This window comes from Herbidospora sakaeratensis (assembly GCF_001570525.1).
Lineage (GTDB): Bacteria > Actinomycetota > Actinomycetes > Streptosporangiales > Streptosporangiaceae > Herbidospora > Herbidospora sakaeratensis.
The window spans coordinates 15,125-38,039 of record NZ_BBXC01000011.1; the positions used below are offsets into that span (position 1 = coordinate 15,125).

A 22,915-nucleotide genomic window follows, 5' to 3' on the forward strand; every position below is an offset into this window, starting at 1 on the left:
GTTCCCCCTAGGCGGCGAACATGCCGGTCTGTGCGATGAGCCGGAGCAGGGCCAGGTCGTCGACGTCCATGTCCTGCGCGTACGCGTCGAACAACTCCCCGGCGCGCCTGCGGTTGACCTCGCGGGTGTGCCGGGCCGTCCAGCCGAGCGGCGGGCGCAGCAGCAGCGACCACAGCGGGAGCAGCCGCGCGCCGCGCCGCAGCTTGTCGGTGAACCCGCCGACGCCGAAGTCGATCTCCTGCAGGTGCCGGGCCAGGCCCATCCTGACCGGGGCGTGCGACTGCAGGACCGGCTGCTCGGCGAAGTGGCCGGTGCGCCGGGGGTCGAGCGTGATGCGGTGGGCGACCAGGCCGTCGCCGTGCTGGAAGACCAGCCGGTAGCCGATCGTGGCGCCGTTGTGCGTGCAGAGGATCACGTGGGCCGAGGAGGCCAGCGGCGAGGCGAGGTAGCGGCGCAGCTCGCGCTCGGCCGCCGTCGCCTCCTTGGGCGTGGGGTGCAGGCGGGCCAGGTCGGGCAGCAGGGCGGCCGTCAGCGGCAGCACCTTGATGGCCCGCGCGCCGTCGGCGAACACCCGTTCCTCGCGCCGGGCCAGCGTCCGGCTCGACCGCTGCAGCGCGCCCAGGTGCTCCTCGAAGGTGGCGCCCTGGATCCGCATGACCGTCCGCGCGTGGGTCAGGATGAGGGGCGCGCGCGGGAAGTAGCGGGTCAGCCGGCCGGCCGTGGGGCCGTCGAGGTAGAGCACGGCGGCGCTGCCGTCGTCGGGCATGGCGTACTGGACGGCCCGCGCCCACAGGTGCTCGTCGTCCGGGTGGCAGACCGGGACCGTGCGGTATCCGGCCGTCGCGCCGATGAGCGTCACCCGCCCCCACGCCTCGGGTGTGCGCAACCGCCCGCCCCGCAACATCGACCCGAACAGCCGGGCCGGGTCGAGCATCGGCCGGGCGGGCGCCCGGTCGTAGTGGCTGACCGGCACCACGGTCCGCAACGACGGCCGCCCCGCGCCGCCGACCCAGCCGAGGACCACCCCGTGCCAGGCCGCCGCGTCGGGGTCGGCGTGCGCCTGGTGCCAGGCGCGGCCGTTGAAGAACCCCGCCGCGGTACGGGGGGCGAGCTCGTCCCACCGGGCCGGAGCCGACCGGAGGGGCGCGGTGGTCAGCCGCACCTCCTCGACGCCCGTCCTCTTCGGCGCCTCCTCGTAGAAGGAGACGGCCGCCGTACCGGCCCTCACCGAACGGCCTTCGCCATGCTGGGCGGCATGACCGGCCGGTCGGCGGCCTTCTCGGGCGCGTCGTCGGGCTCGGCTTCGGGAGAGGGCTGCGGCGCGGGTTGCGGGGGCAGCGGCGTGGTGAACGGCGTCAGCGCGGGCAACGGCTCCGACCGGTCCTGCGGCGCGGCGTCCTCCACGGGCTCCTGCTTGTCCTTCGCCGCCTGGCGGAGCACCGCTTGACGCGCCGCGTTCTCCACGGGCAGCGAGGTCGGCTGCGACGTCTCGGGCGGCGCCGGCATCGGGTTCGGCGTCGGGTTCGGCATCGGGTTCGGCAGGGGCCCGGGCCGGGTGTGCGCGCCCGGGACCGAGGGCAGCGGGGGGACGTACTGCGGCGTGGCGGTCTGCACCGGCAGCGGGGTCGAATAGGGCCTCGACGCGGGCAGCGGCTCGGGCGTGGAGTGCGGCGCGGAGGCCGGCAACGGCTGCGGCGTCGTGTGCATCGGCGTGGCCGGCCGCGGCTGCGGAATCGCGGTCCGGGCGGGCTGCGCGGTCGGCTGCGGGGCCGCCGTCTGGGCGGGCTGGACCACCGGCTGAGGCGCCGGGGTCTGCGCCGCCTGGGCCACGGGCTGAGGCGCCGGCTGGGGTGCCGGGATCTGCGCCTGTTGCGGAACCGAGGTCTGCACCGGTGGGAGGGCCGAGAGCCGGGTCGGCTCCGGTTCCTGGGTCAGGGCCGGGGGGATGGTCGGCTGGAGGTCGTAGGCCGGTTCCGGTTCGCGGATTCGCTGGATCGACGGCGGCAGGAAGGGCCACTCGGCCGGGATGTACAGATGGGCGGCGCGCATGTGGGCGGCCCTCAGGTGGGCGGCGCGCAGGGCGCACTCGCGGGGGTTGCGGCCCGTGACCACGGCCCGGCCGCCGGGCTCGTAGCGTTCGAGCCAGCCCGCGTACGGCAGGTCGTCGTCGAGGTCGGCCAGGCGGGGGGCGCGGATGTCGACCGGGGTGACGATCGCGGCGCGGCGGTGGCGGTGCCGGGCGGCCTCCGGTTCGCGGCCGCAGCTGATGGCCGCGGCGGCGGCGGGCAGGTTGACCCCGGTGACCAGCTCGACGACGTGGCACAGCAGCGGGTCGGGCGGTCCCGGACGCAGGCCGGTCACGATGGCCGCGTCGTCGGACAGCAGCAGGCTGACGCCGCAGTGCCCGTCCTGGACGCCGACCGAGGACACCGCGGTCGCGACGACCGCCGCCATGTCGGCGTCGTCGAGCAGCGGGTCGGCGGCGTCGACGATGTCGTACTCGCCGAAGCGGCGGATCACCGCGACGGCGATCGGCGCGCCCGAACGGACCCAGCACTCCACTGTCACCGGTGCGCCCACCGGAACCTCCTCCACGAGAACGGCGCCGCTGTCGCCCGTGGCGGCCTGGGCGCCGGCGAATCCGGCGGGGATGCCGGCGAGATCGTCCACCCGCCGCCGGGACAGGTTCCCTCCGGGGGTCCGGGCGACGAACAGGACGGGGCAGCCGATGAGCTGGGCGGCCCGGTCGGCCTCTTCGGGTGAGACGGCGAGGATCGAGCGCGGGGTGCGCATGCCCCCGGCGGCGAGCAGGACCTGGGTGCTGACGGGGTCGGCGCTGCCGATGGCGGCGGTCTCCCCGAACGACGGCAGTCCGAGCCGCACGGCGGCCGCCGCGGCGACCTCCTGGTAGCGCGGCTCCCAGCAGATGACGCCGTCGACGCGGCGGGAGAAGCCCTCGACGGCGGCGGCGACCGCGGACGGGGTCATGGCCGGGACCCTGAGCCGGTCGGTGTGGCCGGAGCGGCCGGCGGAGACGTCGTCGGTGTCGACGAGCACGACGTCGAAGCCGCCCTGACGGACCTGGGCCAGCAGCGACGCGGCGTCCTCGGAGCCGCCGGAACCCACCAGGGCCACGGTGCCGCGGTGGGGGGTGGGGATGCGCGCGCCGCCGCGGTGCGGCCAGGGAACCCGGCGGGCGAGCGCCCGGCCGGTCACGACGCGACGCCTGGTCAGTCCGTCCCTTTCGCCGTTCATAACGAACAGGTATTGCACGTTCACTTGACTGCCGCCTTTACGAAGGAGGGTTCGCGCGGACTTGATGCAAATGATGTTGGAAGCATTGACAAGCGGATGTCAAGAAGAATTGTGACGGAGGGGGAAATGCATATCTGCCGTGATCCTTTTACGGGATGCCGCACCACATACCAGGACAAATCAGACTCAGGTAACACCGGTCACTCGCATTTCTGTAAAGGAATTTGACAAGAAGTCTTACAGCACGACCGATACCCCGACCTGCACTGACGACGTGCTGGAACGCAACAGCACAAGAGTGACCGAAATCCGACCCTATTGCGAAAGTGGAGAAAGTAATTAAGATCTCAACTTGTGTCAGATAGTTTGTCAGAACGCGAAAGGAGGGTCATATGAGCATCCCGGCCGACGCCGTGACCCGAATGGTCCTCACCAACGACGGATCGACGACGCAATTGCTTTCCGCGTTACTCGGCGTACCGCTGCGCGTCCGTGTGCTCGACCAGCGGGGGCTGCCGTCCTCGCAAGTGCGGCCCCGCGCGGCCGTCAAGGCACTCGTGGCCGGCGAGGGCGACGCACCGCTCGTCGTCCGTAGATCGCAACTCGTCCGCCCGGACGGCAGGGCCATCTCGGTCAACACGGTGATCATGACGTCGAGTCATCTGGTCGCCCGCAGCATCGTCGACGGCGGGGGCACCCCCCTCGGCCGGGTGCTGCAGGGGGCCGTCGAACAGCGACGGGTGATCACCGAGACCGGCTGCCGGATGAGCGAATGGGGCGGTGTCGGCCGGCCCAGCGTCTACCGCTCGTATCTCGTCTTCGCTGGAGGCAGGCCATTCCTCCACGTCGAAGAGCAGTTCCACCCCGCGATCGTGACGCCCATCAGGGACCTCCCCCTCCTGGAGGAGGACCCCCGCCCGTGGCCCACGAAGAAACGTCCAGCGCACCCCCGCCGAGGACCCGCGATGCAGACGTACATCAGCGACACCCTGGTCTCCCTCCCCCAACCCACACCCGCCCGCAAGCCGGCCGAATGAGCGTTCTCACCCAGCGGCGCGGTGACGACGGCCTTCCCCCGTTGCTCACCGACCCGCCCCGCCGCCTTCAGGGGCGCGGACGACCGGCGCCCACCTCGCACAAGCGCAAGACCACCTACCTGCCCGTCGTCGTGTGCGCCGGCATCATGGGCATCACCATGGCCGACACGCTCGCCGCCACCCTCGGCGTGCCGCAGCTCGCCGAGAGCGGCTTCGGGCCCAAGTCACCGATCGACACCCAGTGGCTGCTGACCGCCTTCGCCCTCCCGTACGCGGCGCTGCTGCCCGTCGGGGGGCGGCTCGCCGACGTGTTCGGCCCGCGGCGGCTGCTCACCATCGGACTGTCCCTGTTCTCCCTCGCGGCGTTCTGCACCGTCATCACGCCCCTGTGGAGCCTGCTGCTCGCCGCACGGGCCGCGCAGGGGCTCGGCGCGGCCCTGATGGTGCCCGCCTCGCTGGCGATGCTGCTGGCGACGGTGCCCACCACCCGCAGAGCCGCCGCCATCGGCGTCTGGAGCGCGTCGACCGGCGTCGCCGGCACGCTCATGTACGCCCTCGGCGGCTGGTTCAGCCAGAACATGGAGATCGGCTGGCGCGTGCTGTTCGTGCCCAGCGCGTTCCTCACCCTGCTCCTGCTGACGTTGTCGATGACGCTCCCCCGGCCGCCCCACACCCGTGGCGCGGTGCCCGACATCATCGGCTGCCTCCTGCTGGGCGCCGCCCTGGCGATGCTCACCTGGGCGATCGTCCAGTTCCCCCGCCGGGGCTGGGACCCGTACGTCATCGGCGCGGTGTCCGGGGGGACGCTGATGCTGCTGGCGACGATGGCCCGCTCGGCCCACCACAAGGCCCCCGCCATCGACCTCGGTCTGTGGCGCAAGGGCCGCTTCGCCCTCGCCGGAACCCTCTCGGCCCTGTACGGCCTGGTCTCCCTCCCGATCCTGGTGATCATGCCGCTGTTCCTGGGCCAGGCGATGTTCCGCTCGCCGGAGCTGATCGGCGCCGCCATCGCGCCCAACGCGGCCGGTGTCCTCGTCGGCAGCGTCATCGCCGGCGGGCTGATCAAGCGCCGGGGCCCGCGCGTGGTCATCTACCTGGGCGCGGTCATCATCGCCGGAAGCTGCATCGGCCTCCTGCAACTGGTCATCGGCACCGGCAGGCCGCTCGACGTCCTGCAGGTGTGGTTGCCGCTGAACGCCGCGCTGGGCCTGGGCTTCGGCCTGCTCAACGCGGGCTCGTCGGCCGCCGCCGCGCTGACCGCCGGCCCGGAGCGTTACGCCACCGCGGTCGGCGCGACCATGTCCGTCCGCCAGGTGGGCGGCACGATCGGCATCGCCGTCACGGTGGTCCTGCTCGAACGCCCCCTGGTGGAGGCGCCGATGCCGGGCTACACGAGCGTCATCCTCGGGTCACTGGCCCTCGCGGTCTTCGCGGGCTGCCTGGGCCTGTTCTTCGGCGCCGCCAAACCCCCGGCCCCGGCCCGCTCCGCCAAACGCGCCCCGGACCACCCGGAACCCCGCCCGACCCCACGCCCCACACCACGCCCCGCCCCCCGCCCCGACCGTCCGGTCGCCCGCACGCCCGTCCACCCGCCGATCCCCCTGCCGCGGCGGGCCGTCCCCATGTCGGCCCCCATGTCGACCCCCATGTCCGCGCCGGTGGGCGACGAGGTCGCCGCCGAGATGCTGCGCACCCTCAAGGAGACGACCAACCGCATCAACCTCATCGCCGACGTCCTGCTGGACCAGCAGCGACCGACGCGGTGAGCCGCGAAACCAGCCTGCCCGGTGACCCGCTGCTCGGGACACCGGGCAGGCTCTTTCACTGCCAAGATCAGGTCGTGGACGTCGACGCCTTCTGGACCCTGATCGAGACCTCGGCCCGCGAAACCACGGCCAAAGAGGAACGGGCGACGTGGCTGGAAGACCGGCTGGCCGCCCTCACCCCCGAAGAGATCGCCGACTTCGCCTCCTGGTGGACGCTCGCCGCGAACCGGGCCTGCTCATGGGACATGTGGGCGACGGCACGGAAGATCATGCACACCGGTTCGCCCGACGGGTTCGAATACTTCGTCAGCTGGCTGATCGGTCTGGGCCGCGACGCCTTCGAATCGGTGGCCGACCACCCCGACGCCGTCGTCGACCTGCCGGAGGTACGCCGCCTGCTGACGCTGACCCGCTCGTTCTTCCGCATCCGCCGACGCACGTCACGGTCGGGTGACGGCAGGTTCCGGCTGACCAGCGTCACGAAGACGGACGGCTTCCCCTGGACCGACGAAGACTGGCCCGTTTTCGAGGCCCTGCAGTACGCCCCCCACGCCGCCTACCAACGGGTGACCGGGCCGGATGCCGACGACCTTTTCGACGCCCTCGACCATCGGGGCGTGCGTAGCAGGTTCCCGCTGATGTGGACGACCGAGACGAGGCACCCTGGGCAGCCCCACGGCGACGACTGGGACTTCGACGACGAAGCGGAGTTCGCCCGCCGCCTCCCGCGAACGGCCCACTACTACGCAACCTCGTACTGACCGCGTCGCTGCGGCAGCCGACTGACTCAAGCTGTCGGGCGCGTCTCGTGCTCAGGTGGCGCACACACCCGGGCGGCTCTCGCCGCCCGAAATTTCGGCATATCGAGCCCCCACAAAAAGGGCGCCCCCGGCCATCGGCCGCAGGGCGCCCTGTTCCACGTGCTTCAGGCGGTGATGCGCTCCACGACCAGGGGCAGCAGACCCGGGTCGGTGTTCTCGGTCACCTCGTAAGCGCCGTCCAGCGACTCCAGCGCCCGCTCGAACCGGGACGTCTCGTCGGCGTGCAGGGTCATCAGCGGCTGGCCCTGCCGGACGATGTCGCCCGGCTTCGCGTGCAGGACGATCCCCGCGCCGAACGACACCGGGTCCTCCTTGCGGGCGCGGCCCGCGCCCAGACGCCACGCGGCCACGCCGACGCCCAGGGCGTCGAGGGTGGTCAGCACGCCCGAGGCCGGGGCGGTGATCTCCATCGTCTCGGCGGCGCGGGGCAGCAGGGCGTCGGGGTCGCCGCCCTGGGCGGTGATCATGCGCCGCCAGGCGTCCATGGCCGAGCCGTCCTTCAGCGCGTCGGCCGGGTCCTTGCCCGACACCCCGGCCGCCTCCAGCATCTCCCTGGCCAGCGTCAGCGTCAGGTCGACCACGTCGGACGGGCCGCCGCCGGACAGCACCTCGATCGACTCCTCGACCTCCAGGGCGTTGCCGATCTTCAGGCCCAGCGGGCGGTCCATGGCCGTCAGCAGGGCCACGGTGCGCACGCCGGCGTCGGTGCCCAGTTCGACCATCGTGCGGGCCAGTTCGCGGGCGTCGGCCACGTTCTTCATGAACGCGCCGGAGCCGACCTTGACGTCCAGGACCAGCGAGCCGGTGCCTTCGGCGATCTTCTTGGACATGATCGAGGAGGCGATCAGCGGGATCGACTCGACCGTGCCGGTCACGTCGCGCAGGGCGTACAACTTCTTGTCGGCGGGGGCCAGGCCCGAACCGGCCGCGCAGACGACCGCGCCCGCCGAACGGATGACGGCGAGCATCTCCTCGTTCGAGAGCGACGCCCGCCAGCCGGGGATCGACTCCAGCTTGTCGAGCGTGCCGCCGGTGTGGCCCAGGCCCCGGCCCGACAACTGCGGGACGTACGCGCCGCACGCCGCCACCAGCGGAGCCAGCGGCAGGGTGATCTTGTCGCCGACGCCGCCGGTCGAGTGCTTGTCGGCCGTCGGGCGGTCGAGCATCGACCAGTCCATGCGCTCGCCCGAGCGGATCATCGCGGCGGTCCAGTCGGCGATCTCGCGGCGGTTCATCCCGTTCAGCAGGATGGCCATCGCCAGGGACGACATCTGCTCGTCGGCGATCGAACCGGACGTGTAGGCGTCGATCACCCAGTCGATCTGGGCGGCCGAAAGCTCGCCCCTGTCACGTTTGGTGACGATGATGTCGATCGCGTCGAATGCCATTACTTCCCCGAAAGATCGTCAGGCCCGAAGGCGAACGGCAGGAACTTCGCCATCGGCCACGGCCCCTCCGGCGTCTCCACCAGCAGTTCGGGGCCGCCGTGCTCGAACAGCAGCTGACGGCAGCGCCCGCACGGCATCAGCAGTTCCTCGTGCCCGTCGACGCAGGTGAACGCCACCAGCCGGCCGCCGCCCGAGGCGTGCAGAGCCGACACCAGGCCGCACTCGGCGCACAGGCCGATGCCGTAGGAGGCGTTCTCCACGTTGCAGCCGGTCACGATCCGGCCGTCGTCCACCAGCGCCGCCGCGCCCACGGGGAAGTGGCTGTACGGCGCGTACGCGTTCCGCATGGCCTCCCCCGCCGCGGCGCGCAAGGCGTCCCAGTCGATTCGCGTCATTTCGCCTGTCCCCTCCGATAAGGCAGCCCGTCGGCGGCCGGCATCCGCAGCCGTTGCGAGGCCAGCGACAACACCAGCAGCGTCGTCAGGTGCGGCGTGAACGACGTGAACTGCTCGGGGATCGTGTCGGTGACCGCGAAGACCACCAGGACCGCGATGGCCGCGACACCCGTCAGCAGGGCGGCCCGCGACCGCTGCTGCTTCACGAACTGCCAGATCGCCACCGCCACCAGCAGCAGCGCCACGACCAGCAGCAGCGCGTGCACCGAGGTGCCGCCCTGCCGCAGCTGGAGCGCGTCGGTGTAGCCGAACAGCCCCGCGCCGGCCGCCAGGCCGCCCGGACGCCAGTTGCCGAAGATGACCGTCGCCAGGCCGATGAAGCCGCGTCCACCGGTCTGACCCTCACGGTAGGTGCCCGCGGCGACGATCGCGAGGAACGCCCCGCCGAGGCCGGCGAAGACGCCCGAGGCCAGTACCGCGACGTACTTGTAGAAGTAGACGTTCACGCCGAGCGACTCGGCCGCGACCGGCCGCTCGCCGACCGACCGCAGGCGCAGTCCGAAGGCGGTGCGCCAGAGCAGCCAGAAGGTCAGCGGTACGAGCAGCACGCCCAGCAGCGTGAACAGCGACACGTTCTGGGTGAGCCCGCGCAGCACCCCGGCCAGGTCGGACAGGAAGAACCAGTGCCTGCCCTCCAGGTCGCGCAGCGGGTCGCCGATGCCCGGGATGCTCACCGTCTGCAGGGCCGGGATGCGCGGCGACTGGGTGTCGCCGCCGCCCGCCATGTCGGCGAAGACCAGCGTCGACAGGTACTTGGTGACGCCCAGGCCCAGGATGTTCAGCGCCACGCCCGACACGACGTGGTCGACGCCGAAGGTCACGGTCGCGACGGCGTGCAGGGCCGCGCCCAGCGCCCCGCCGATCGCGCCCGCCAGCACGCCGACCCAGGCGTTCCCGGTCACGATCGCGCCCCACGCGCCGAACCAGGTGCCGAGGATCATGATGCCCTCGAGGCCGATGTTGACCACGCCCGCCCGCTCCGACCACAGGCCGCCGAGGCCCGCCAGACCGATCGGGACGGCCGCCATCAGGGCCGCGCCGATCGCGCCGCCCGAGGTGATGTCGTTGGCGCCGGTCAGCACCCGGGCGACCGACAGCAGGAACAGCAGCGCCAGCAGGCCGAGGAGCAGCACCTGCCAGGTCAGCTTGAACTTCCGCGCAGGGGGCGCGGCGGCGGGGGCGGCCGTTGCGGTGGTGGTCACGCCGACGCTCCTTCCTTCTGCGGGGTGGACGCGGCGCCGGCCAGCTCCCGGCTGACCCGCTTCTGCTCGGCGACGCCGCGGTAGCGGTGCGCGAGCTCGTACGCGATGACCACCGACAACACGATGACGCCCTGCATGATCGTGACGATCTCCGGCGAGATCTTGTGGAGGCCGAGGATGTTGGCCGAGACGTCCAGGAACGCCCACAACAACGCGCCGAACGCGATGCCCACCGGATTGTTGCGGCCCAGCAGCGCGATGGCGATGCCGGTGAAGCCGAGACCGGGCTGGAAGTCCAGGCTGTAGCTGTACGACGCCCCGAGCAACTGGGGCATGCCGATGAGCCCGGCCATGCCGCCCGAGATCAGCATGGCGTACACGACCATACGTTTGACGTTGACCCCGCTGGCCACGGCGGCCTGCTCGGAGCGGCCGGTGGCGCGCAGGTCGAACCCGAAGCGGGTCTTGTTCAGCAGCAGATGGAAGCCGATGCCGACGGCGACGGCCAGGAAGATGAGGCCGAACACCTTGAGCGAGGAACCGGGGACGAATGCGAAGCCGTCGATGCGGGCCGATTCGGCGATCGGCGGGGTGCCGATGTTGTTGCTGCCGGCGACCGGGACCGCCCACTGGGCCAGCAGGTAGGCGCCCAGACCGGTCGCGATGGTGTTCAGCATGATGGTCGAGATGACCTCGCTGACGCCCCGCGTCGCCTTCAGCACGCCCGCGATGCCCGCCCAGGCCGCGCCGACCAGCATCGAGACCAGGATGATCAGGATCGGGTGGAACGGCGCCGGGAGCGTCACCGCGCCGCCGACCGCCGCCGCGACCAGCGCCGCGAGGCGGTACTGGCCGTCGACGCCGATGTTGAACAGGTTCATCCGGAACCCGAGGGCCACCGCGAGCGCCGACAGGTAGTAGGTCGTGGCGTTGTTCAGGATCAGCACGAGCGACCGGGGCTGGGAGCCGTAGTCGACCATCGTGGTGAGCGTGTCGAACACCGGGTTGCCGGTGAGGGCCAGCACGATCGAGGTGACGACCCCGGCGAACACGATCGCCAGGACCGGCGCGGCCAGCGACACCCAGCCGCTCAGCTTCACCCGCCCGAGCAGACGGTCGGTGAATGACGAGGTCATGCTTCCTCCCCGGCGCCCGTCATGGCCGAGCCGAGTTGTTCGGGGGTGACGGTCGCGGGGTCGAACTCGGCGACGATCGCCCCGCGGTGGATGACCTTGAGCCAGTCGGACAGGCCGATCAGCTCGTCGAGGTCGGCCGAGATGAGCAGCACCGCGAGCCCGGCCGCGCGGGCGGTCCGCAGGTGGTCCCAGATGGCCGCCTGCGCGCCGACGTCGACGCCCCGGGTGGGGTGGGCGGCGATGAGCAGCTTGGGCTCGCCGCTCATCTCCCGGCCGACGATGAGCTTCTGCTGGTTGCCGCCCGACAGGGCGGCGGCGTCGACGTCGATCCCGGGGGTGCGCACGTCGTAGTCACGCACGATGCGCTCGGTGTCGGCGCGGGCGCCCTTGCGGTTGATCCACCAGCCCCGGACGTTGACCTTCTCCTTCATGTGGCCGAGGATCCGGTTCTCCCAGAGAGGGGCTTCCAGGAGCAGGCCGTGGCGGTGGCGGTCTTCGGGGATGTAGCCGATGCCCGCCTCGCGGCGGCGCAGGGTCGTCCAGGAGGTGATCTCCTCGCCGGCCAGCGTGATCGTGCCGGTGGACGGCCGGATGCCCATGACGGCCTCGACCAGTTCGGCCTGGCCGTTGCCCTCGACGCCGGCGATGCCCAGGACCTCGCCTTTGTGGATGGTCAGCGTCACGTCGTCGAGCACCTTGCGCTCGCCCTCGCCGCCGATCGTCAGGCCGGTGACCTGGAGCGCGACCACGTCGGTGACGGTCGACTCGCGGGTCTCGGGGCTGGGCAGCTCGCTGCCGACCATCAGCTCGGCCAGCTGGCGGGCGGTCACGCCCTCGGGGGAGACCTCGGCGACGGTGGTGCCGCGCCGGATGACCGTGATGGCGTCGGCGACCTTCAGCACCTCGTCGAGGTGGTGGGAGATGAAGATGATGGTGATGCCCTCGCGGACCAGTCCGTGGAGGTTCTCGAAGAGCTCGTCGACCTCGTGGGGCACGAGCACGGCGGTCGGCTCGTCGAGGATCAGGATGCGGGCGCCCCGGTAGAGCACCTTGAGGATCTCCACCCGCTGGCGGGTGCCGACGCCGATGTCCTCGACCAGGACGTCGGGGTCGATGCCCAGGCCGTACGCTTCGGAGAGGTCTTTGATCTTCTTGCGGGCGGCGGCGAAGTCGAGGGCCAGGCCGCCCTTCCTCGGCTCGCTGCCGAGGATCACGTTCTCCAGCACCGTGAGGTTGTCGGCCAGCATGAAGTGCTGGTGCACCATGCCGATTCCGGCGGAGATCGCGTCACCCGGGGTGTGAAAGGTCACCGGCGAACCGTTGACGCGGATCTCGCCCTCGTCGGGGCGCTGCATGCCGTAGAGGATCTTCATGAGGGTCGACTTGCCGGCGCCGTTCTCCCCCACGATGGCGTGGATGTGCCCCTTTTGGACCGTCAGGCTGATGTCGCGGTTGGCGACGACGCCGGGGAACCTCTTGGTGATCCCCTCAAGCTGGACGGCGACCTCGGAGACGGTGGTCTCGGTGCTGATGCTGGCCTCCTGCGTAAGCGTGCCAAGAGGCCCGGTGGTGATCACCGGGCCTCTCGACGTCACGTCGCCGTGTTATTCCTTGGGAACGGTGATCTCACCGCTCGAGATCTTGGCCTTGAAGTCGTCGAGCTGCGTCTTGATGTCGTCGACCTTGCCGCCGGTCGTCGAGTAGTCGACGCCGCCCGCCTTGAGGTCGTACACCTTGGAGCCGGCCACCACGGAGTTGGTGGTGTAGCTCTTGATGAAGTCGAACACCGCGACGTCGACCTTCTTCAGCATCGAGGTGATGATGACGTCGGCGACGGTCGGGTCGGCGGTCTTGGCCTGGTCGGAGTCGACGCCGATCGCCATGCCGCCCGCGGCCTTGGCGGCCTCGAAGACGCCCGCGCCCGAACCGCCGGCGGCCTGGTAGACCACGTCGGCGCCGGCGTCGAACATGCCCTCGGCGGCGGTCTTGCCCTTGGCGGGGTCGCCGAAGCCGGAGAAGTCCGGCGGCTGGGTCAGGTACTTGGCCTGGATCTTGATGTCCGGCTTGACGGCCTTGGCGCCCGCCTCGTAACCGGCCTGGAACTTCTTGATCAGGGGGACCTCGACGCCGCCGACGAACCCGATGCTGCCCTTGGTCGACTTCAGCGCCGCCGCCGCGCCGACCAGGAACGAGCCCTGCTCCTCGGCGAAGACCAGGTTGGAGACGTTGGGGAGCTTGTTGGCCTCGTCGTCGACGATGGCGAACTTGGTGTCGGGGAACTCGGCCGCGACCTTGGCGACCGACCCGGAGTAGGCGAAGCCGACCGCGATGACCGGGTTGAAGCCGCCCGAGGCGAGCAGCCGCAGGCGCTCCTCCTTGGCCGACTCGGCCTCGCCGTTGCCGGCCTCCAGCTCGTTGATCTCGACGCCGAGCTCGGCCACGGCCTTGTCGAGGCCGGCCGCGGCGGAGTCGTTGAAGGACTGGTCGCCACGGCCGCCGATGTCGTACGCGAGCCCGACCTTGACGCCCGAGGCCGCGGGGGCCGACGCGCCGTCGGTCGGCGCGGCGCTGGGGGCGCCCTCGGTGGTGTCGCCGCCGCCACAGGCGGCGGCGGCAAGCAGCATCGCACCGGCGGCGGCACCGGCGACGACCTTGCCAAATCGATTGCGGAGCAAGGTGGGACTCCCCTTCCGTGACGTTCACTTCCGTCGCACGCGCGAACAGAACGCACGGCAACCTGCACGGAAGATAGTTGTTCCGGAAGGATGCTCAAAACGCCAGCACAGCTCCGCAATCAGCCTGTTATGCAGCTCAGTCCACCTTGTGACCGATTAGGCCAGTAGGGCCTCCGACTCGGAGCCCCGGCGGACCGCCGTGCGCTGGCCGTCCCAGAGGGCGGTCAGGGCCGTCGCGGCGAGCACCCGGACGCCGACGCCCACGCAGCGCTCGTCGACGTCGAAGGTCGCCTGGTGGATGTCGAGGTCGCGGTGGTCGCCGGGGGTCTTCACGCCCAGCCGCGCCAGCGCGCCGGGGATCGACTCCAGGTACCACGCGAAGTCCTCGCCGCCGAGCGACTGCGACGTCGGGGCGGGCGAGTCGGGCCCGAGGACCTGGATCGCGGCGTCGCGGAACATCTGCACGCTGGCGGCGTCGTTGACCGTCGGCGGCACGCCGCGCCGGTAGTCGAGCTCGGCCTCCACGCCGTAGGCGCCCGCGACCCCGTCGAGCAGCGCCTTGATCAGGTCGGGGGCGGCGTGCCACGCCTCGTCCTCCAGGCACCGGACGGTGCCCTCGATCACCCCGTCCTCGGGGATCACGTTGCCGACCGACCCCGCCTGGACGCGGCCCCAGACCAGGGACAACGACGAACGCGGGTCGACCCGGCGGGACAACGCCGCGGGGAGTTCGGTGACGATCTTCGCGAGGGCGTACACCAGGTCGGCGGTGAGGTGGGGACGGGCCGTGTGGCCGCCCGGCCCGCGCAGGCGGACGGTGAGCCGGTCGCACGCCGCGGTGATGCCGCCGGAGCGCAGGCCGAGCTGGCCGACCTCCAGGCGCGGGTCGCAGTGCAGCGCGAACACCCGGTCGAGGCCGCTGATGCCGCCGGCCGCCATGACCTCGAGGGCGCCCTCGACGATCTCCTCGGCGGGCTGGAAGATCAGCCGGACCCGGCCCGGCAGCAACCCGGCGGCGGCCTGGCGGGCCAGGAAGACGCCGGTGCCCGCGAGGATCGCGGTGTGCACGTCGTGGCCGCACGCGTGGCAGCGGCCGGGCTGGAGGGACCGGTAGGGCACGTCCTTCTCGTCGGGCATGGCGAGGGCGTCCATGTCGGCGCGCAGGCCGATCGTGGGGCCGCCGCCCGAACCGATGTCGCACAGGATGCCGGTGCCCCGGGGCAGGATCTGGGGCTCCAGACCTGCCCCCTTCAGCAGGTCGACGACCTTGCCGGTGGTGCGGTGCTCGTTGAACGCGAGCTCGGGGTGCATGTGAATGTCGCGGCGCAGCGCGACCAGCTCACTCTCGTGAGCGGCGAGGAAGGCGTCGAGCTCCCCCGTCAGACCATGTCCCTCGGGAGACTCCGTCTCCTGATCATGTCCCTGCATGATCTGCTCCATCTGCCTTCCTTGCAGTGACGAACCGGTCTTGGGCCAGCTCGGTTATGGTCGCGTCGACAACGTCTTCAAGAGTTCCACCGGCGGCGAGAATTCCCCGCTGCCGCTCGCACGAGCTGCCCTGGTCGAGCACGTCGCCCAGAACGGCCAGCTCGTCGGCGCAGCCGAGCCGCTCGGCCACCGGTTCGAGTTCACGCTGGAGTTCGTACAACATGTCGCGCAGCGGGGCGGTCGAGCCCTTGTCGTCGGTGACGACGACGGCGTCCAGCCCGTAGCGGGTGGCCCGCCACTTGTTGTCGCGCACGACCCAGGCCGCCGGGCTCGGAAGCTTGTAGCCCCGGTCGAGCTGCTGGTCGAACTGTGTCACGAGGCACTGTGACAGGGCGGTCACCATGCCGACCTCGCGGAGGGTCGGGATGCCGTCGAACATGCGGATCTCGATCGTGCCGAAGTCGGGGTGGGGCCGGATGTCCCACCACACTTCCTTGATGCTCTTGATCGTGCCGGCACGTATCAGGGTCTCCATGTATTCCTCGAACCCCGACCAGTCCGCCAGTAAATGCGGCGGCCCGGCCGTGGGCAGTGCCCCAAAGACGATTGCCCGACTGGAGGCGAGCCCGGTGTCTTGGCCGCCCCAGAACGGGCTGGAGGTCGTCAACGCCAGGAAATGCGGCAGGTAGGCCGCAAGTGCGTTGACTATGGGAATGACTTTATCTCGTTCCCGCACTCCGACGTGAACATGTACGCCGAATGTTTGGATGCGCCATGCCAGCCACTGCATCTCCTCCACGAGTTCGAGGTAGCGCTGGTTCGGCGAGTACTCCGCGTCCCGCCAGTCGCTGATCGCATGGGTTCCGGTGCAGGCCAGCGCGATGCCGCGCGGTTCGGCGACCTCCCGGAGCCGGTTCAGGCTCCGCTCCAGATCCTGGACGGCCTCCGCCGCGGTGTGGCAGATGTCGGTCACGATCTCGATCTGCGACTGCATGAGTTCGTGCATGGCCTTGGGCCGGGCGTTCTCGCTCAGATCGGGCACCGCGGCGAGGATCTCGCGCGCGTCCTGCCGGAGTCTGCGCGTGTGCGTGTCGATGAGCTGTAGCTCCCACTCGACGCCCAGAGTCGCACCGCGGGACGGATTGAACTCGATCGGCACAACAACCTCCATAGTCCATCGTCTCAGGCACTGTCACCCGACGTGGCGTTAATCGGCCAAACCGAAAGCCCACATCTGATCAAGGCCCCTTGTGCATCGTGACCTCTCATCCCGAATCGGCCAACTGCCCCCAAACGGTCTTTCAACCAGTAGGGTCCAATGCGTACGCCTGCGATCTTTGGGGGATCTTTCGCGACATGCGTAGATGTACGAGTGCCCTCGGCCTCGCCGTTCTCACGGTCGCCCTGGTGACCCCGGCGGTCCCGGCACTGGCGGCCGACACCATCGGCGGCCCTCAGCTGGCCGGTTCCGGGATCATCGTCCCGGCGGGCGTGCAGGCGCCGCCCAAGACCAAGGCGAGCTCGTACGTGATCGCCGACGCCGACACCGGCGAGGTGCTGGCGGCCAAGAACCCCCACGGCCGGTTCCTCCCGGCCAGCACGCTGAAGGCGCTGACGGCCCTCACGCTGATCCCGAGGCTCGACAAGAACAAGACGGTCAAGCCCAGCCACGCCGCCGTCAACGAGGAGGGCAGCGCGGTCGGCCTCGTGCCCAAGCCGATCTACAAGGTGCACGACCTGCTCAGGGCGCTGATGATGGTCAGCGGCAACGACTGCGCCAACGCCCTGGCCGAGGCCAACGGCGGCATCCCGGCCACCCTCGCCGACATGAACGAGGTCGCCAGGAAGCTCCAGGCCAACGACACGGTCGCCAAGACCCCCAGCGGCCTCGACAAGCCGGGGCAGAGCAGCTCGGCGTACGACCTGGCGCTGATCGCCCGCGCCGGCCTGAAGCTCAAGGACTTCCGCGAGTACATCTCCACCAAGACCGCCAAGTTCCCGGCGCCCAAGGGCCACTACGAGATCGGCAACCACAACAAGATGTTGTGGACCTACGACGGCATGCTCGGCGTCAAGAACGGCTGGACGTCCAAGGCCTTCGGCAGCTTCGTCGGCGCGGCCAAGCGCGACGGCCACACGATCATCGTGTCGGTCATGCGCCACGAGGAGTCGTTCTGGAAGGACGTCGAGCAGCTCATGAACTGGGGCTTCGCCAACCGGGGCAAGAACGCCGCCGTGGGCGCCCTGGTCGAGCCGCTGCCCGAGGTCCAGCCGTCGCCCGCGCCCTCGGCCCTGGCCGCGCCGGTGCCCGAGGGCAACGCCGCCGTGTCCGAGCCGGCCCGGCCGGAGAGCGGGAACTCGGGCCTGCTGGCCACGATCGTGCTGGGCGGCGGCGTGGTAGCCGGGGTGGGCCTGCTCGGCTGGGGCATCCGCCGCAAGCGGCGTCAGACGTCGTAGCCGTCGTGGGTGGCCGGGACCGGTGACGGCTCGGGGGGCGGGCCCAGGGTGGCGGTGGCCGTCCAGGCGGCGCTGTAGAAGATCACCCGGGCCGACAGGTTGATCCACAACAGCAGGCCGACCATGACGGTGAAGGTGCCGTAGAGCGTGTTGTTCGACAGGGTGTGCGCCAGGATCAGCGTCGCGAACTGCTTGAGCACGCCGAACAGCACCGCGCCGAGCAGCGCGCCGCGCAGGATCACCCGGAACGGCTGGGCGGGCCGGGCCAGCCAGCCGAACATCACGAGGAAGACCAGGGTGTCGGCGGCCAGCGAGGCCGCGATGCCGGCCGCCGCCAGCCCGGCCGAGCCGAGCCACGACTCCCCCACCCCGAGCCAGCCGGCGATCAGACCGGCCGCGCCGCCCGCCGCGCCGCTGACGACGGTCGACAGGATCATCGCCAGGCCGATGAGGATCAGCGCGATCAGGTCGTAGAGCTTGGCGAGGAAGAAGTTGACCGGAGGTTCGCGGTTCATCCAGATGTCACGCAGGGCCGTGCGCAGCGTGTCGACCGCGCCGAGGCCGGAGTAGAGCAGGCCGATGAGGCCGATGATCGTGGCGGCGCTGCGGGCCTCGGCCAGATAGCTCAGGTTGAGCTTGTCGGCCAGGCCCGGAAGCTGCTCGTTGATCGCCTGGTTCAGGGTGGTCAGCGCGTCGGGCCGGAAGGTGACGACGTAGCCGAACACCGCGAAGGCCAGCGCGATGATCGGGAAGAACGACAGGAACGCGAAGTAGGTCACCGCGCCGGCCAGCCGGTCGCCGTGCATGATCTGGTAGCGGTGGACCGTCCGGATGAGATGGTCGACCCACCGCCAGCGGATGCGGGCGCGCTCGGTCTGGTCGCGGGTCCACGCCTTGACGGCCTCGACCCGCCTGGTCAACGAGCTGATCACGCCGGGGGTACTACCCCGGGGAGGCTCAGTGAGTCGGCAGGAAGCCCATCGCGTCGCGCGCCTTCTCCATGGTCTCCTGGGCCACCGCGCGGGCCTTGGCCGCGCCGACCGCCAGCATGCGGTCGAGCTCGGCCTCGTTGGCGAGCAGCTTCTCGGCCCGCTCGCGGATCGGGGCGAAGGTCTCGATGACGGCCTCGGCGACGTCCTTCTTGAAGGTGCCGTAGCCGGCGCCGACGTAGCGCGCCTCGAGGTCGGCGATGGTCGTGCCGGTCAGCGCCGACAGGATGCGCAGCAGGTTGGTGACGCCCGGCTTGTTCTCGTCGTCGGCGACGATCTCGCTGCCGGTGTCGGTGACCGCCCGCATGACCTTCTTGCGCAGCGTGCCCGGCTCCTCCAGGACGTCGAGGATGCCCTGCGGGCTCGACGACGACTTCGACATCTTGGCGGTCGGATCCTGCAGATCGGTGATCTTCTCGACCTCCTTCACGATGTACGGGTTGGGCAGCGTGAAGGTCTTCGCCCCGTAGCGCGTGTTGAAGCGCTGGGCGAGGTCGCGGGTCAGCTCGATGTGCTGCTTCTGGTCGGCGCCCACCGGGACCTGGTCGGTCTGGTAGAGCAGGATGTCGGCGGCCTGCAGGATCGGGTAGGTGAACAGGCCCACCGAGGCCGAACCCTCGCCGTACTTGGCCGACTTGTCCTTGAACTGGGTCATCCGGCCGGCCTCGCCCATGCCGGTCATGCAGATGAGCATCCAGGCCAGCTCGGCGTGCTCCCGCACGTGGCTCTGCACGAAGACCGACGACCGCTCGGGGTCGAGGCCGCACGCGAACAGCTGTGCGGCGGCGACGCGGGTGCGGGCGCGCAGTTCGGCGGCGGTCGGCGTGACCGTGATCGCGTGGAGGTCGACGACCATGTAGAACGCGTCGTGGGTCTCCTGCAGCGGGACCCACTGGCGGACCGCGCCCAGGTAGTTGCCGAGGTGGAACGAGTCCGACGTGGGCTGGATGCCGGAAAGAACACGAGGGCGAGCCATGACGTCATTCTTCCAGCAACCCCGGCCTGGTCGCGACGATTTACGCCTCCGGGGTGGCGGGGGTCACCCGGACCCTGGAGACCCGCCGTCCGTCCATCTCCGTCACCGTCAGGCGGGCTCCGGGCACCTCCACGGTCTCCCCCACCTCCGGCAGGTGGCCCAGCCGGGCCATCAGGAAACCGCCGATGGTCTCGTAGGGCCCCTCGGGGAACCGGACGCCGATCTCCGAGTGGGCGTCGACGAGCCGGAGCAGGCCCTCGACCTCGACGTCGCCCGCGATGCGGCGGATGCCGGGCTCCTCGTGGTCGTACTCGTCGCGGATGTCGCCGATCAGCTCCTCGACCAGGTCCTCCAGGGTGACGATGCCGGCCGTGCCGCCGTACTCGTCGACCACGATGGCCAGGTGGTGGCCCTCGTCGCGCATCTCCGACAGGGTGGCCAGCACCCGTTTGGTGCCGGGCACCTGCTTGACCGGGCGGATCGGCACCACCTCGGAGATCGGGTCGATCCGGCCGGTGAGCACCGGGTCGAGCAGGTCGCGCACGTGCACGAACCCGACGACCTCGTCGTAGGAGTTGCGGTAGACGGGGAAGCGCGAGTGCGGCAACGAGGCGACCAGCACCGCCGCCTCGGCCAGCGTGGTGTCGGCCGCCATGAACTCGACCTCGGTACGCGGCAGCATCACCTCGCGCAACTGCCGCTTGCCGGCCGCGAAGACCTCGGCGATCAGGTGCCGCTCGTCGGCGGTCAGCTCGGCGTGCCCGGCCACCATGTCGCGCAGTTCCTCTATCGTCATCGCCTCGCGGTCGGCCTTGGGGTTGCCGCCGAGCAGCCGCACCACGCCGTCGGTCGACTTCGACAGGCCCCAGATGACCGGGCGCGACAACGCCGCGATCCGGTCGACGAACGGCGCGACCAGCAGCGCCAGGCCCTCGGCCCGCTGGAGTGCCAGGCGCTTGGGCACCAGCTCGCCGAGCACGAGGGAGACGTACGAGATGGCGAGCGTCACCACCAGCAGCGCGACCAGGGGCGCCGCCGACGCGGGCAGCCCCCAGCCCTCCAGGGCGGGGCTCAGCTCCCCCGCGAGCTTGTCGGCGCCGAAGGCGGCCGAGAGCATGCTCGCCACGGTGACGCCGATCTGGACCGCCGACAGGAACCTGTTGGGGTCGCGGGCGAGCTTGGCCACCCGGGCGCCGCGGCGGCCGAGCTTCTCCAGCCGGCGCACCTGGCTCTCGCGCAGCGAGACGAGGGCCATCTCGGCTGCCGCGAAGTAGCCTCCGATCAGGATGAACACCAAGACGAGGGCGATGTTGGCCGCGAGACTGTTCACTGGAATGTTTCCGCCTTGGCGACTTCCGATGACGAGAGACCTGAAAGCGTACTCAGTGCGCGGCTAGGCTGGGCGTCGTACAAAAACGAACATAGTCGAACGGAATCCAACGTGAAGCTACTGGTTACCGGAGGCGCGGGCTACATCGGCAGCGTGACCGCGGCGCAGCTCGTCGAGGCGGGGCACGAGGTCACCGTGCTCGACGACCTGTCGACCGGCCACGCCGACGCGGTGCCCGACGGCGCGCGGTTCGTCGAGGGTTCCTTCATGGAGCCGGGCGACCTCTCTGGGTTCGACGCGGTGCTCCACTTCGCGGCCAGGAGCCTGGTCGGCGAGTCCGTCGAGAAACCCGCACTCTACTGGTCGCACAACCTCGGGGGCACGCTGCGGCTCCTGGAGGCCATGCGCAAGGGCGGCGTCGGCCACATCGTCTTCTCCTCCACCGCCGCGACCTACGGCGAGCCCGAGAACACGCCGATCAGGGAGACCGACCCGACCCGGCCCACCAACCCCTACGGGGCCTCGAAGCTGGCCGTCGACACCACCCTGACCGCCTTCGCCGCGATGTACGGCATCGGCGCCGTCAGCCTGCGCTACTTCAACGTGGCCGGCGCCTACGGCCGCTACCGCGAGCGCCACGTGATCGAGACCCACCTGATCCCCAACGTGCTCAAGGTCGCGCTCGGCGAGCGCGAGTCGATCAGTCTGTTCGGCGGCGACTACCCCACGCCCGACGGCACATGCGTGCGCGACTACGTGCACGTCTCCGACGTCGCCAACGCCCATCTCCTGGCGCTGGCGGCCTGCGAGAGGGGCGTCCACAAGATCTACAACCTCGGCAACGGGGCGGGCTTCTCCAACCAGCAGGTCGTCGACGTCTGCCGCGAGGTCACCGGCCACCCGATCCCCTCGTCCATCGCCCCCCGGCGGGCGGGCGACCCGGCGGTGCTGGTCGCGTCGTCCGACCTGATCCAGAAGGAGCTGGGCTGGCAGCCCGAGCACAGCGGGCTGACCTCGATCGTCCAGGACGCCTGGCGAGCAGTTCGGTAATTGTCCGGATTCACAGCGTGAAAATGTGATTAGGTCTCGACTATGAGGCGAGTGCTGGCATATGCGGGAATCACGCTGCTCGTCCTGCTGGGCAGCCTCGCCTCCGCCGCGGGGGTGGTGTTCGCCACCGGCGGCGCGCACATGATCATCGGGACGCCGCCCTGTCCCTGAGCCGCATCGAGGCCTGGTTGTTGGCGGGATGGCGGTCGCCGCGCCCCTGGGAGCGCACGATCGCCGTCACCGCGCGCTCGCCGCGCCGCACCGCCAGCCGGAACCAGGCCGTGCCGCCGGGCCGGATCGTCGGCACCACGCAGCCGGTCCGGCCGCCGCAGCGGGCCCCGTCGACGAAGACCATGGCGTCGCGCACCACCCGCGGGCCCCTGTTGCGGACCGCCGCGTGCACGGTCGTGCGGTGGCCGTCGCGCCGGGCGGCGGAGAGTCTCACGGTCAGGTCGGCCCCTTCGTCGACCTTGGTGACCGACTCGGCCTCGTTGTCGGTGTCGTGGCCGTCGAGGACCTCGGAGGTGAGCCGGGCCTGGGCGCGCAGCGGGCCGAGGGCGCTGGGCCGCACCACCCCGGTGATCACCACGCCGCCCGACTCGCCGGCCGCGACGTCCTTGGGCGAGCGGCACACGACCTCCGACAGGCCGCGTCCGGGCCGGCACTCGGCGACGTCCACGGTCACGATCGTGAAGTCCGTCGGGACGCGGACCGTCAGCGTCGGCAGCACCGCGTCGCCCGGACCGAGGTTCTTCACCTGGACGCTGTAGGTCAGCGGCTGCCCCGGCTGGGCGACCTTCGGGTGGGCCTCGATCGACACCGACAGGTCGGCTCCGCCCCACTGGCCCTCGTGCCCGCCGGGCCCGGCCGCCAGCGCGGGACCGGCGAGGGTCCCTGAGGCAAGGAACGCGACCCCCGCGACCATCCATCGACGCATGGCACCCATTGAA

General features: G+C 70.8%; 20 protein-coding genes. 6 read left to right on the plus strand and 14 right to left on the minus strand.

The genetic code is table 11. The features are described from left to right. Window positions 1-7 precede the first annotated feature (7 nt). Entirely contained in the window at window positions 8-1,228 is a 1,221-nt protein-coding gene (locus AW271_RS16045) for a GNAT family N-acetyltransferase (RefSeq protein WP_062337574.1), read from the minus strand. Further along, a complete protein-coding gene (locus AW271_RS16050) occupies window positions 1,225-3,255 on the minus strand; it encodes an ATP-grasp domain-containing protein (protein ID WP_157554239.1) in 2,031 nt (676 codons plus the stop codon). The genes AW271_RS16045 and AW271_RS16050 overlap by 4 nt, the downstream gene beginning before the upstream one ends. Window positions 3,256-3,647: 392 nt before the next feature. Between AW271_RS16050 and AW271_RS39735 the strand changes: the two genes are divergently transcribed. The 3 genes from AW271_RS39735 to AW271_RS38525 all read left to right on the plus strand — a co-directional run bounded on the left by AW271_RS39735 (window position 3,648) and on the right by AW271_RS38525 (window position 6,819). Further along, window positions 3,648-4,292: a chorismate pyruvate-lyase family protein gene (locus tag AW271_RS39735; RefSeq protein WP_062337577.1), complete on the plus strand. Its 645-nt coding sequence runs from the start codon at window positions 3,648-3,650 to the stop codon at window positions 4,290-4,292. Further along, a complete protein-coding gene (locus tag AW271_RS16060) occupies window positions 4,289-6,058 on the plus strand; it encodes an MFS transporter (protein WP_169806349.1) in 1,770 nt (589 codons plus the stop codon). The genes AW271_RS39735 and AW271_RS16060 overlap by 4 nt, the downstream gene beginning before the upstream one ends. Window positions 6,059-6,132: 74 nt before the next feature. Further along, on the plus strand, window positions 6,133-6,819 hold the full coding sequence (locus AW271_RS38525; protein WP_062337582.1) for a DUF4240 domain-containing protein: 687 nt from the start codon (window positions 6,133-6,135) through the stop codon (window positions 6,817-6,819). A gap of 164 nt (window positions 6,820-6,983) precedes the next feature. On the opposite strand, the gene AW271_RS16070 is transcribed toward AW271_RS38525, so the two are convergent. The 8 genes from AW271_RS16070 to AW271_RS16105 form a co-directional block, all read right to left on the minus strand. Then, window positions 6,984-8,267, minus strand: coding sequence for a thymidine phosphorylase (locus tag AW271_RS16070; protein ID WP_062337584.1), 1,284 nt, complete (start codon window positions 8,265-8,267; stop codon window positions 6,984-6,986). After that, window positions 8,267-8,662 carry a cytidine deaminase gene (locus AW271_RS16075; RefSeq protein ID WP_062337586.1) on the minus strand — a complete coding sequence of 132 codons (396 nt, stop codon included), beginning with the start codon at window positions 8,660-8,662 and terminating at the stop codon, window positions 8,267-8,269. Before AW271_RS16075 ends, AW271_RS16070 begins: the two co-directional genes overlap by 1 nt. Then, the gene (locus tag AW271_RS16080) at window positions 8,659-9,924 is read right to left on the minus strand and encodes an ABC transporter permease (RefSeq protein ID WP_062337588.1); all 1,266 of its coding nucleotides are present in this window, start codon (window positions 9,922-9,924) and stop codon (window positions 8,659-8,661) included. Before AW271_RS16080 ends, AW271_RS16075 begins: the two co-directional genes overlap by 4 nt. After that, window positions 9,921-11,060, minus strand: a complete 1,140-nt coding sequence (locus AW271_RS16085; protein WP_062337590.1) for an ABC transporter permease — start codon at window positions 11,058-11,060, stop codon at window positions 9,921-9,923. The genes AW271_RS16080 and AW271_RS16085 overlap by 4 nt, the downstream gene beginning before the upstream one ends. Further along, complete coding sequence (locus tag AW271_RS16090; protein WP_062338539.1) at window positions 11,057-12,592, minus strand: ABC transporter ATP-binding protein; 1,536 nt, start codon at window positions 12,590-12,592, stop codon at window positions 11,057-11,059. Before AW271_RS16090 ends, AW271_RS16085 begins: the two co-directional genes overlap by 4 nt. A gap of 72 nt (window positions 12,593-12,664) precedes the next feature. Further along, window positions 12,665-13,735, minus strand: coding sequence for a BMP family lipoprotein (locus AW271_RS16095; RefSeq protein ID WP_218008072.1), 1,071 nt, complete (start codon window positions 13,733-13,735; stop codon window positions 12,665-12,667). A gap of 156 nt (window positions 13,736-13,891) precedes the next feature. After that, window positions 13,892-15,175: an amidohydrolase gene (locus AW271_RS16100; protein ID WP_439648986.1), complete on the minus strand. Its 1,284-nt coding sequence runs from the start codon at window positions 15,173-15,175 to the stop codon at window positions 13,892-13,894. Further along, window positions 15,150-16,322 carry a glutamate--cysteine ligase gene (locus AW271_RS16105; protein WP_062338543.1) on the minus strand — a complete coding sequence of 391 codons (1,173 nt, stop codon included), beginning with the start codon at window positions 16,320-16,322 and terminating at the stop codon, window positions 15,150-15,152. Before AW271_RS16105 ends, AW271_RS16100 begins: the two co-directional genes overlap by 26 nt. 197 nt (window positions 16,323-16,519) lie before the next feature. Here AW271_RS16105 and AW271_RS16110 point away from each other — a divergent pair, with 197 nt between their 5' ends. Then, window positions 16,520-17,620, plus strand: coding sequence for a D-alanyl-D-alanine carboxypeptidase family protein (locus AW271_RS16110; RefSeq protein WP_062337594.1), 1,101 nt, complete (start codon window positions 16,520-16,522; stop codon window positions 17,618-17,620). On the opposite strand, the gene AW271_RS16115 is transcribed toward AW271_RS16110, so the two are convergent. Genes AW271_RS16115 through AW271_RS16125 form a run of 3 tightly spaced genes read right to left on the minus strand, consistent with a single transcriptional unit; the run spans window position 17,608 to window position 20,915 of the window. Continuing rightward, complete coding sequence (locus AW271_RS16115; RefSeq protein ID WP_245653074.1) at window positions 17,608-18,552, minus strand: YihY/virulence factor BrkB family protein; 945 nt, start codon at window positions 18,550-18,552, stop codon at window positions 17,608-17,610. The two genes, AW271_RS16110 and AW271_RS16115, sit on opposite strands and share 13 nt — an antisense overlap. A gap of 25 nt (window positions 18,553-18,577) precedes the next feature. Then, window positions 18,578-19,585 carry a tryptophan--tRNA ligase gene (trpS, locus tag AW271_RS16120; RefSeq protein ID WP_062337596.1) on the minus strand — a complete coding sequence of 336 codons (1,008 nt, stop codon included), beginning with the start codon at window positions 19,583-19,585 and terminating at the stop codon, window positions 18,578-18,580. A gap of 40 nt (window positions 19,586-19,625) precedes the next feature. Beyond that, a complete protein-coding gene (locus AW271_RS16125) occupies window positions 19,626-20,915 on the minus strand; it encodes a hemolysin family protein (RefSeq protein WP_062337598.1) in 1,290 nt (429 codons plus the stop codon). A gap of 111 nt (window positions 20,916-21,026) precedes the next feature. Between AW271_RS16125 and galE the strand changes: the two genes are divergently transcribed. Beyond that, window positions 21,027-21,965 (plus strand): UDP-glucose 4-epimerase GalE, encoded by a 939-nt coding sequence (gene galE / locus AW271_RS16130; RefSeq protein ID WP_062337600.1) that lies wholly within the window; start codon window positions 21,027-21,029, stop codon window positions 21,963-21,965. A 42-nt stretch (window positions 21,966-22,007) separates the two neighbouring features. Next, the gene (locus AW271_RS42865; protein ID WP_275935762.1) at window positions 22,008-22,136 is read left to right on the plus strand and encodes a hypothetical protein; all 129 of its coding nucleotides are present in this window, start codon (window positions 22,008-22,010) and stop codon (window positions 22,134-22,136) included. On the opposite strand, the gene AW271_RS16135 is transcribed toward AW271_RS42865, so the two are convergent. Continuing rightward, window positions 22,111-22,902: a DUF11 domain-containing protein gene (locus AW271_RS16135; protein ID WP_157554243.1), complete on the minus strand. Its 792-nt coding sequence runs from the start codon at window positions 22,900-22,902 to the stop codon at window positions 22,111-22,113. The two genes, AW271_RS42865 and AW271_RS16135, sit on opposite strands and share 26 nt — an antisense overlap. Window positions 22,903-22,915: the final 13 nt, after the last annotated feature.

What these genes read in the sequence shown, in the direction of transcription:
- AW271_RS16075 (WP_062337586.1), bottom strand. Translation starts at nt 8,662, where the DNA reads ATGACGCGAATCGACTGGGACGCCTTGCGCGCCGCGGCGGGGGAGGCC.
- AW271_RS16070 (WP_062337584.1), bottom strand. Translation starts at nt 8,267, where the DNA reads ATGGCATTCGACGCGATCGACATCATCGTCACCAAACGTGACAGGGGC.
- AW271_RS16050 (WP_157554239.1), bottom strand. Translation starts at nt 3,255, where the DNA reads ATGAACGGCGAAAGGGACGGACTGACCAGGCGTCGCGTCGTGACCGGC.
- trpS (WP_062337596.1), bottom strand. Translation starts at nt 19,585, where the DNA reads ATGGCTCGCCCTCGTGTTCTTTCCGGCATCCAGCCCACGTCGGACTCG.
- AW271_RS16100 (WP_439648986.1), bottom strand. Translation starts at nt 15,175, where the DNA reads ATGGAGCAGATCATGCAGGGACATGATCAGGAGACGGAGTCTCCCGAG.
- AW271_RS42865 (WP_275935762.1), top strand. Translation starts at nt 22,008, where the DNA reads ATGAGGCGAGTGCTGGCATATGCGGGAATCACGCTGCTCGTCCTGCTG.
- AW271_RS16110 (WP_062337594.1), top strand. Translation starts at nt 16,520, where the DNA reads ATGCGTAGATGTACGAGTGCCCTCGGCCTCGCCGTTCTCACGGTCGCC.
- AW271_RS16135 (WP_157554243.1), bottom strand. Translation starts at nt 22,902, where the DNA reads ATGCGTCGATGGATGGTCGCGGGGGTCGCGTTCCTTGCCTCAGGGACC.
- AW271_RS16060 (WP_169806349.1), top strand. Translation starts at nt 4,289, where the DNA reads ATGAGCGTTCTCACCCAGCGGCGCGGTGACGACGGCCTTCCCCCGTTG.
- AW271_RS16085 (WP_062337590.1), bottom strand. Translation starts at nt 11,060, where the DNA reads ATGACCTCGTCATTCACCGACCGTCTGCTCGGGCGGGTGAAGCTGAGC.
- AW271_RS39735 (WP_062337577.1), top strand. Translation starts at nt 3,648, where the DNA reads ATGAGCATCCCGGCCGACGCCGTGACCCGAATGGTCCTCACCAACGAC.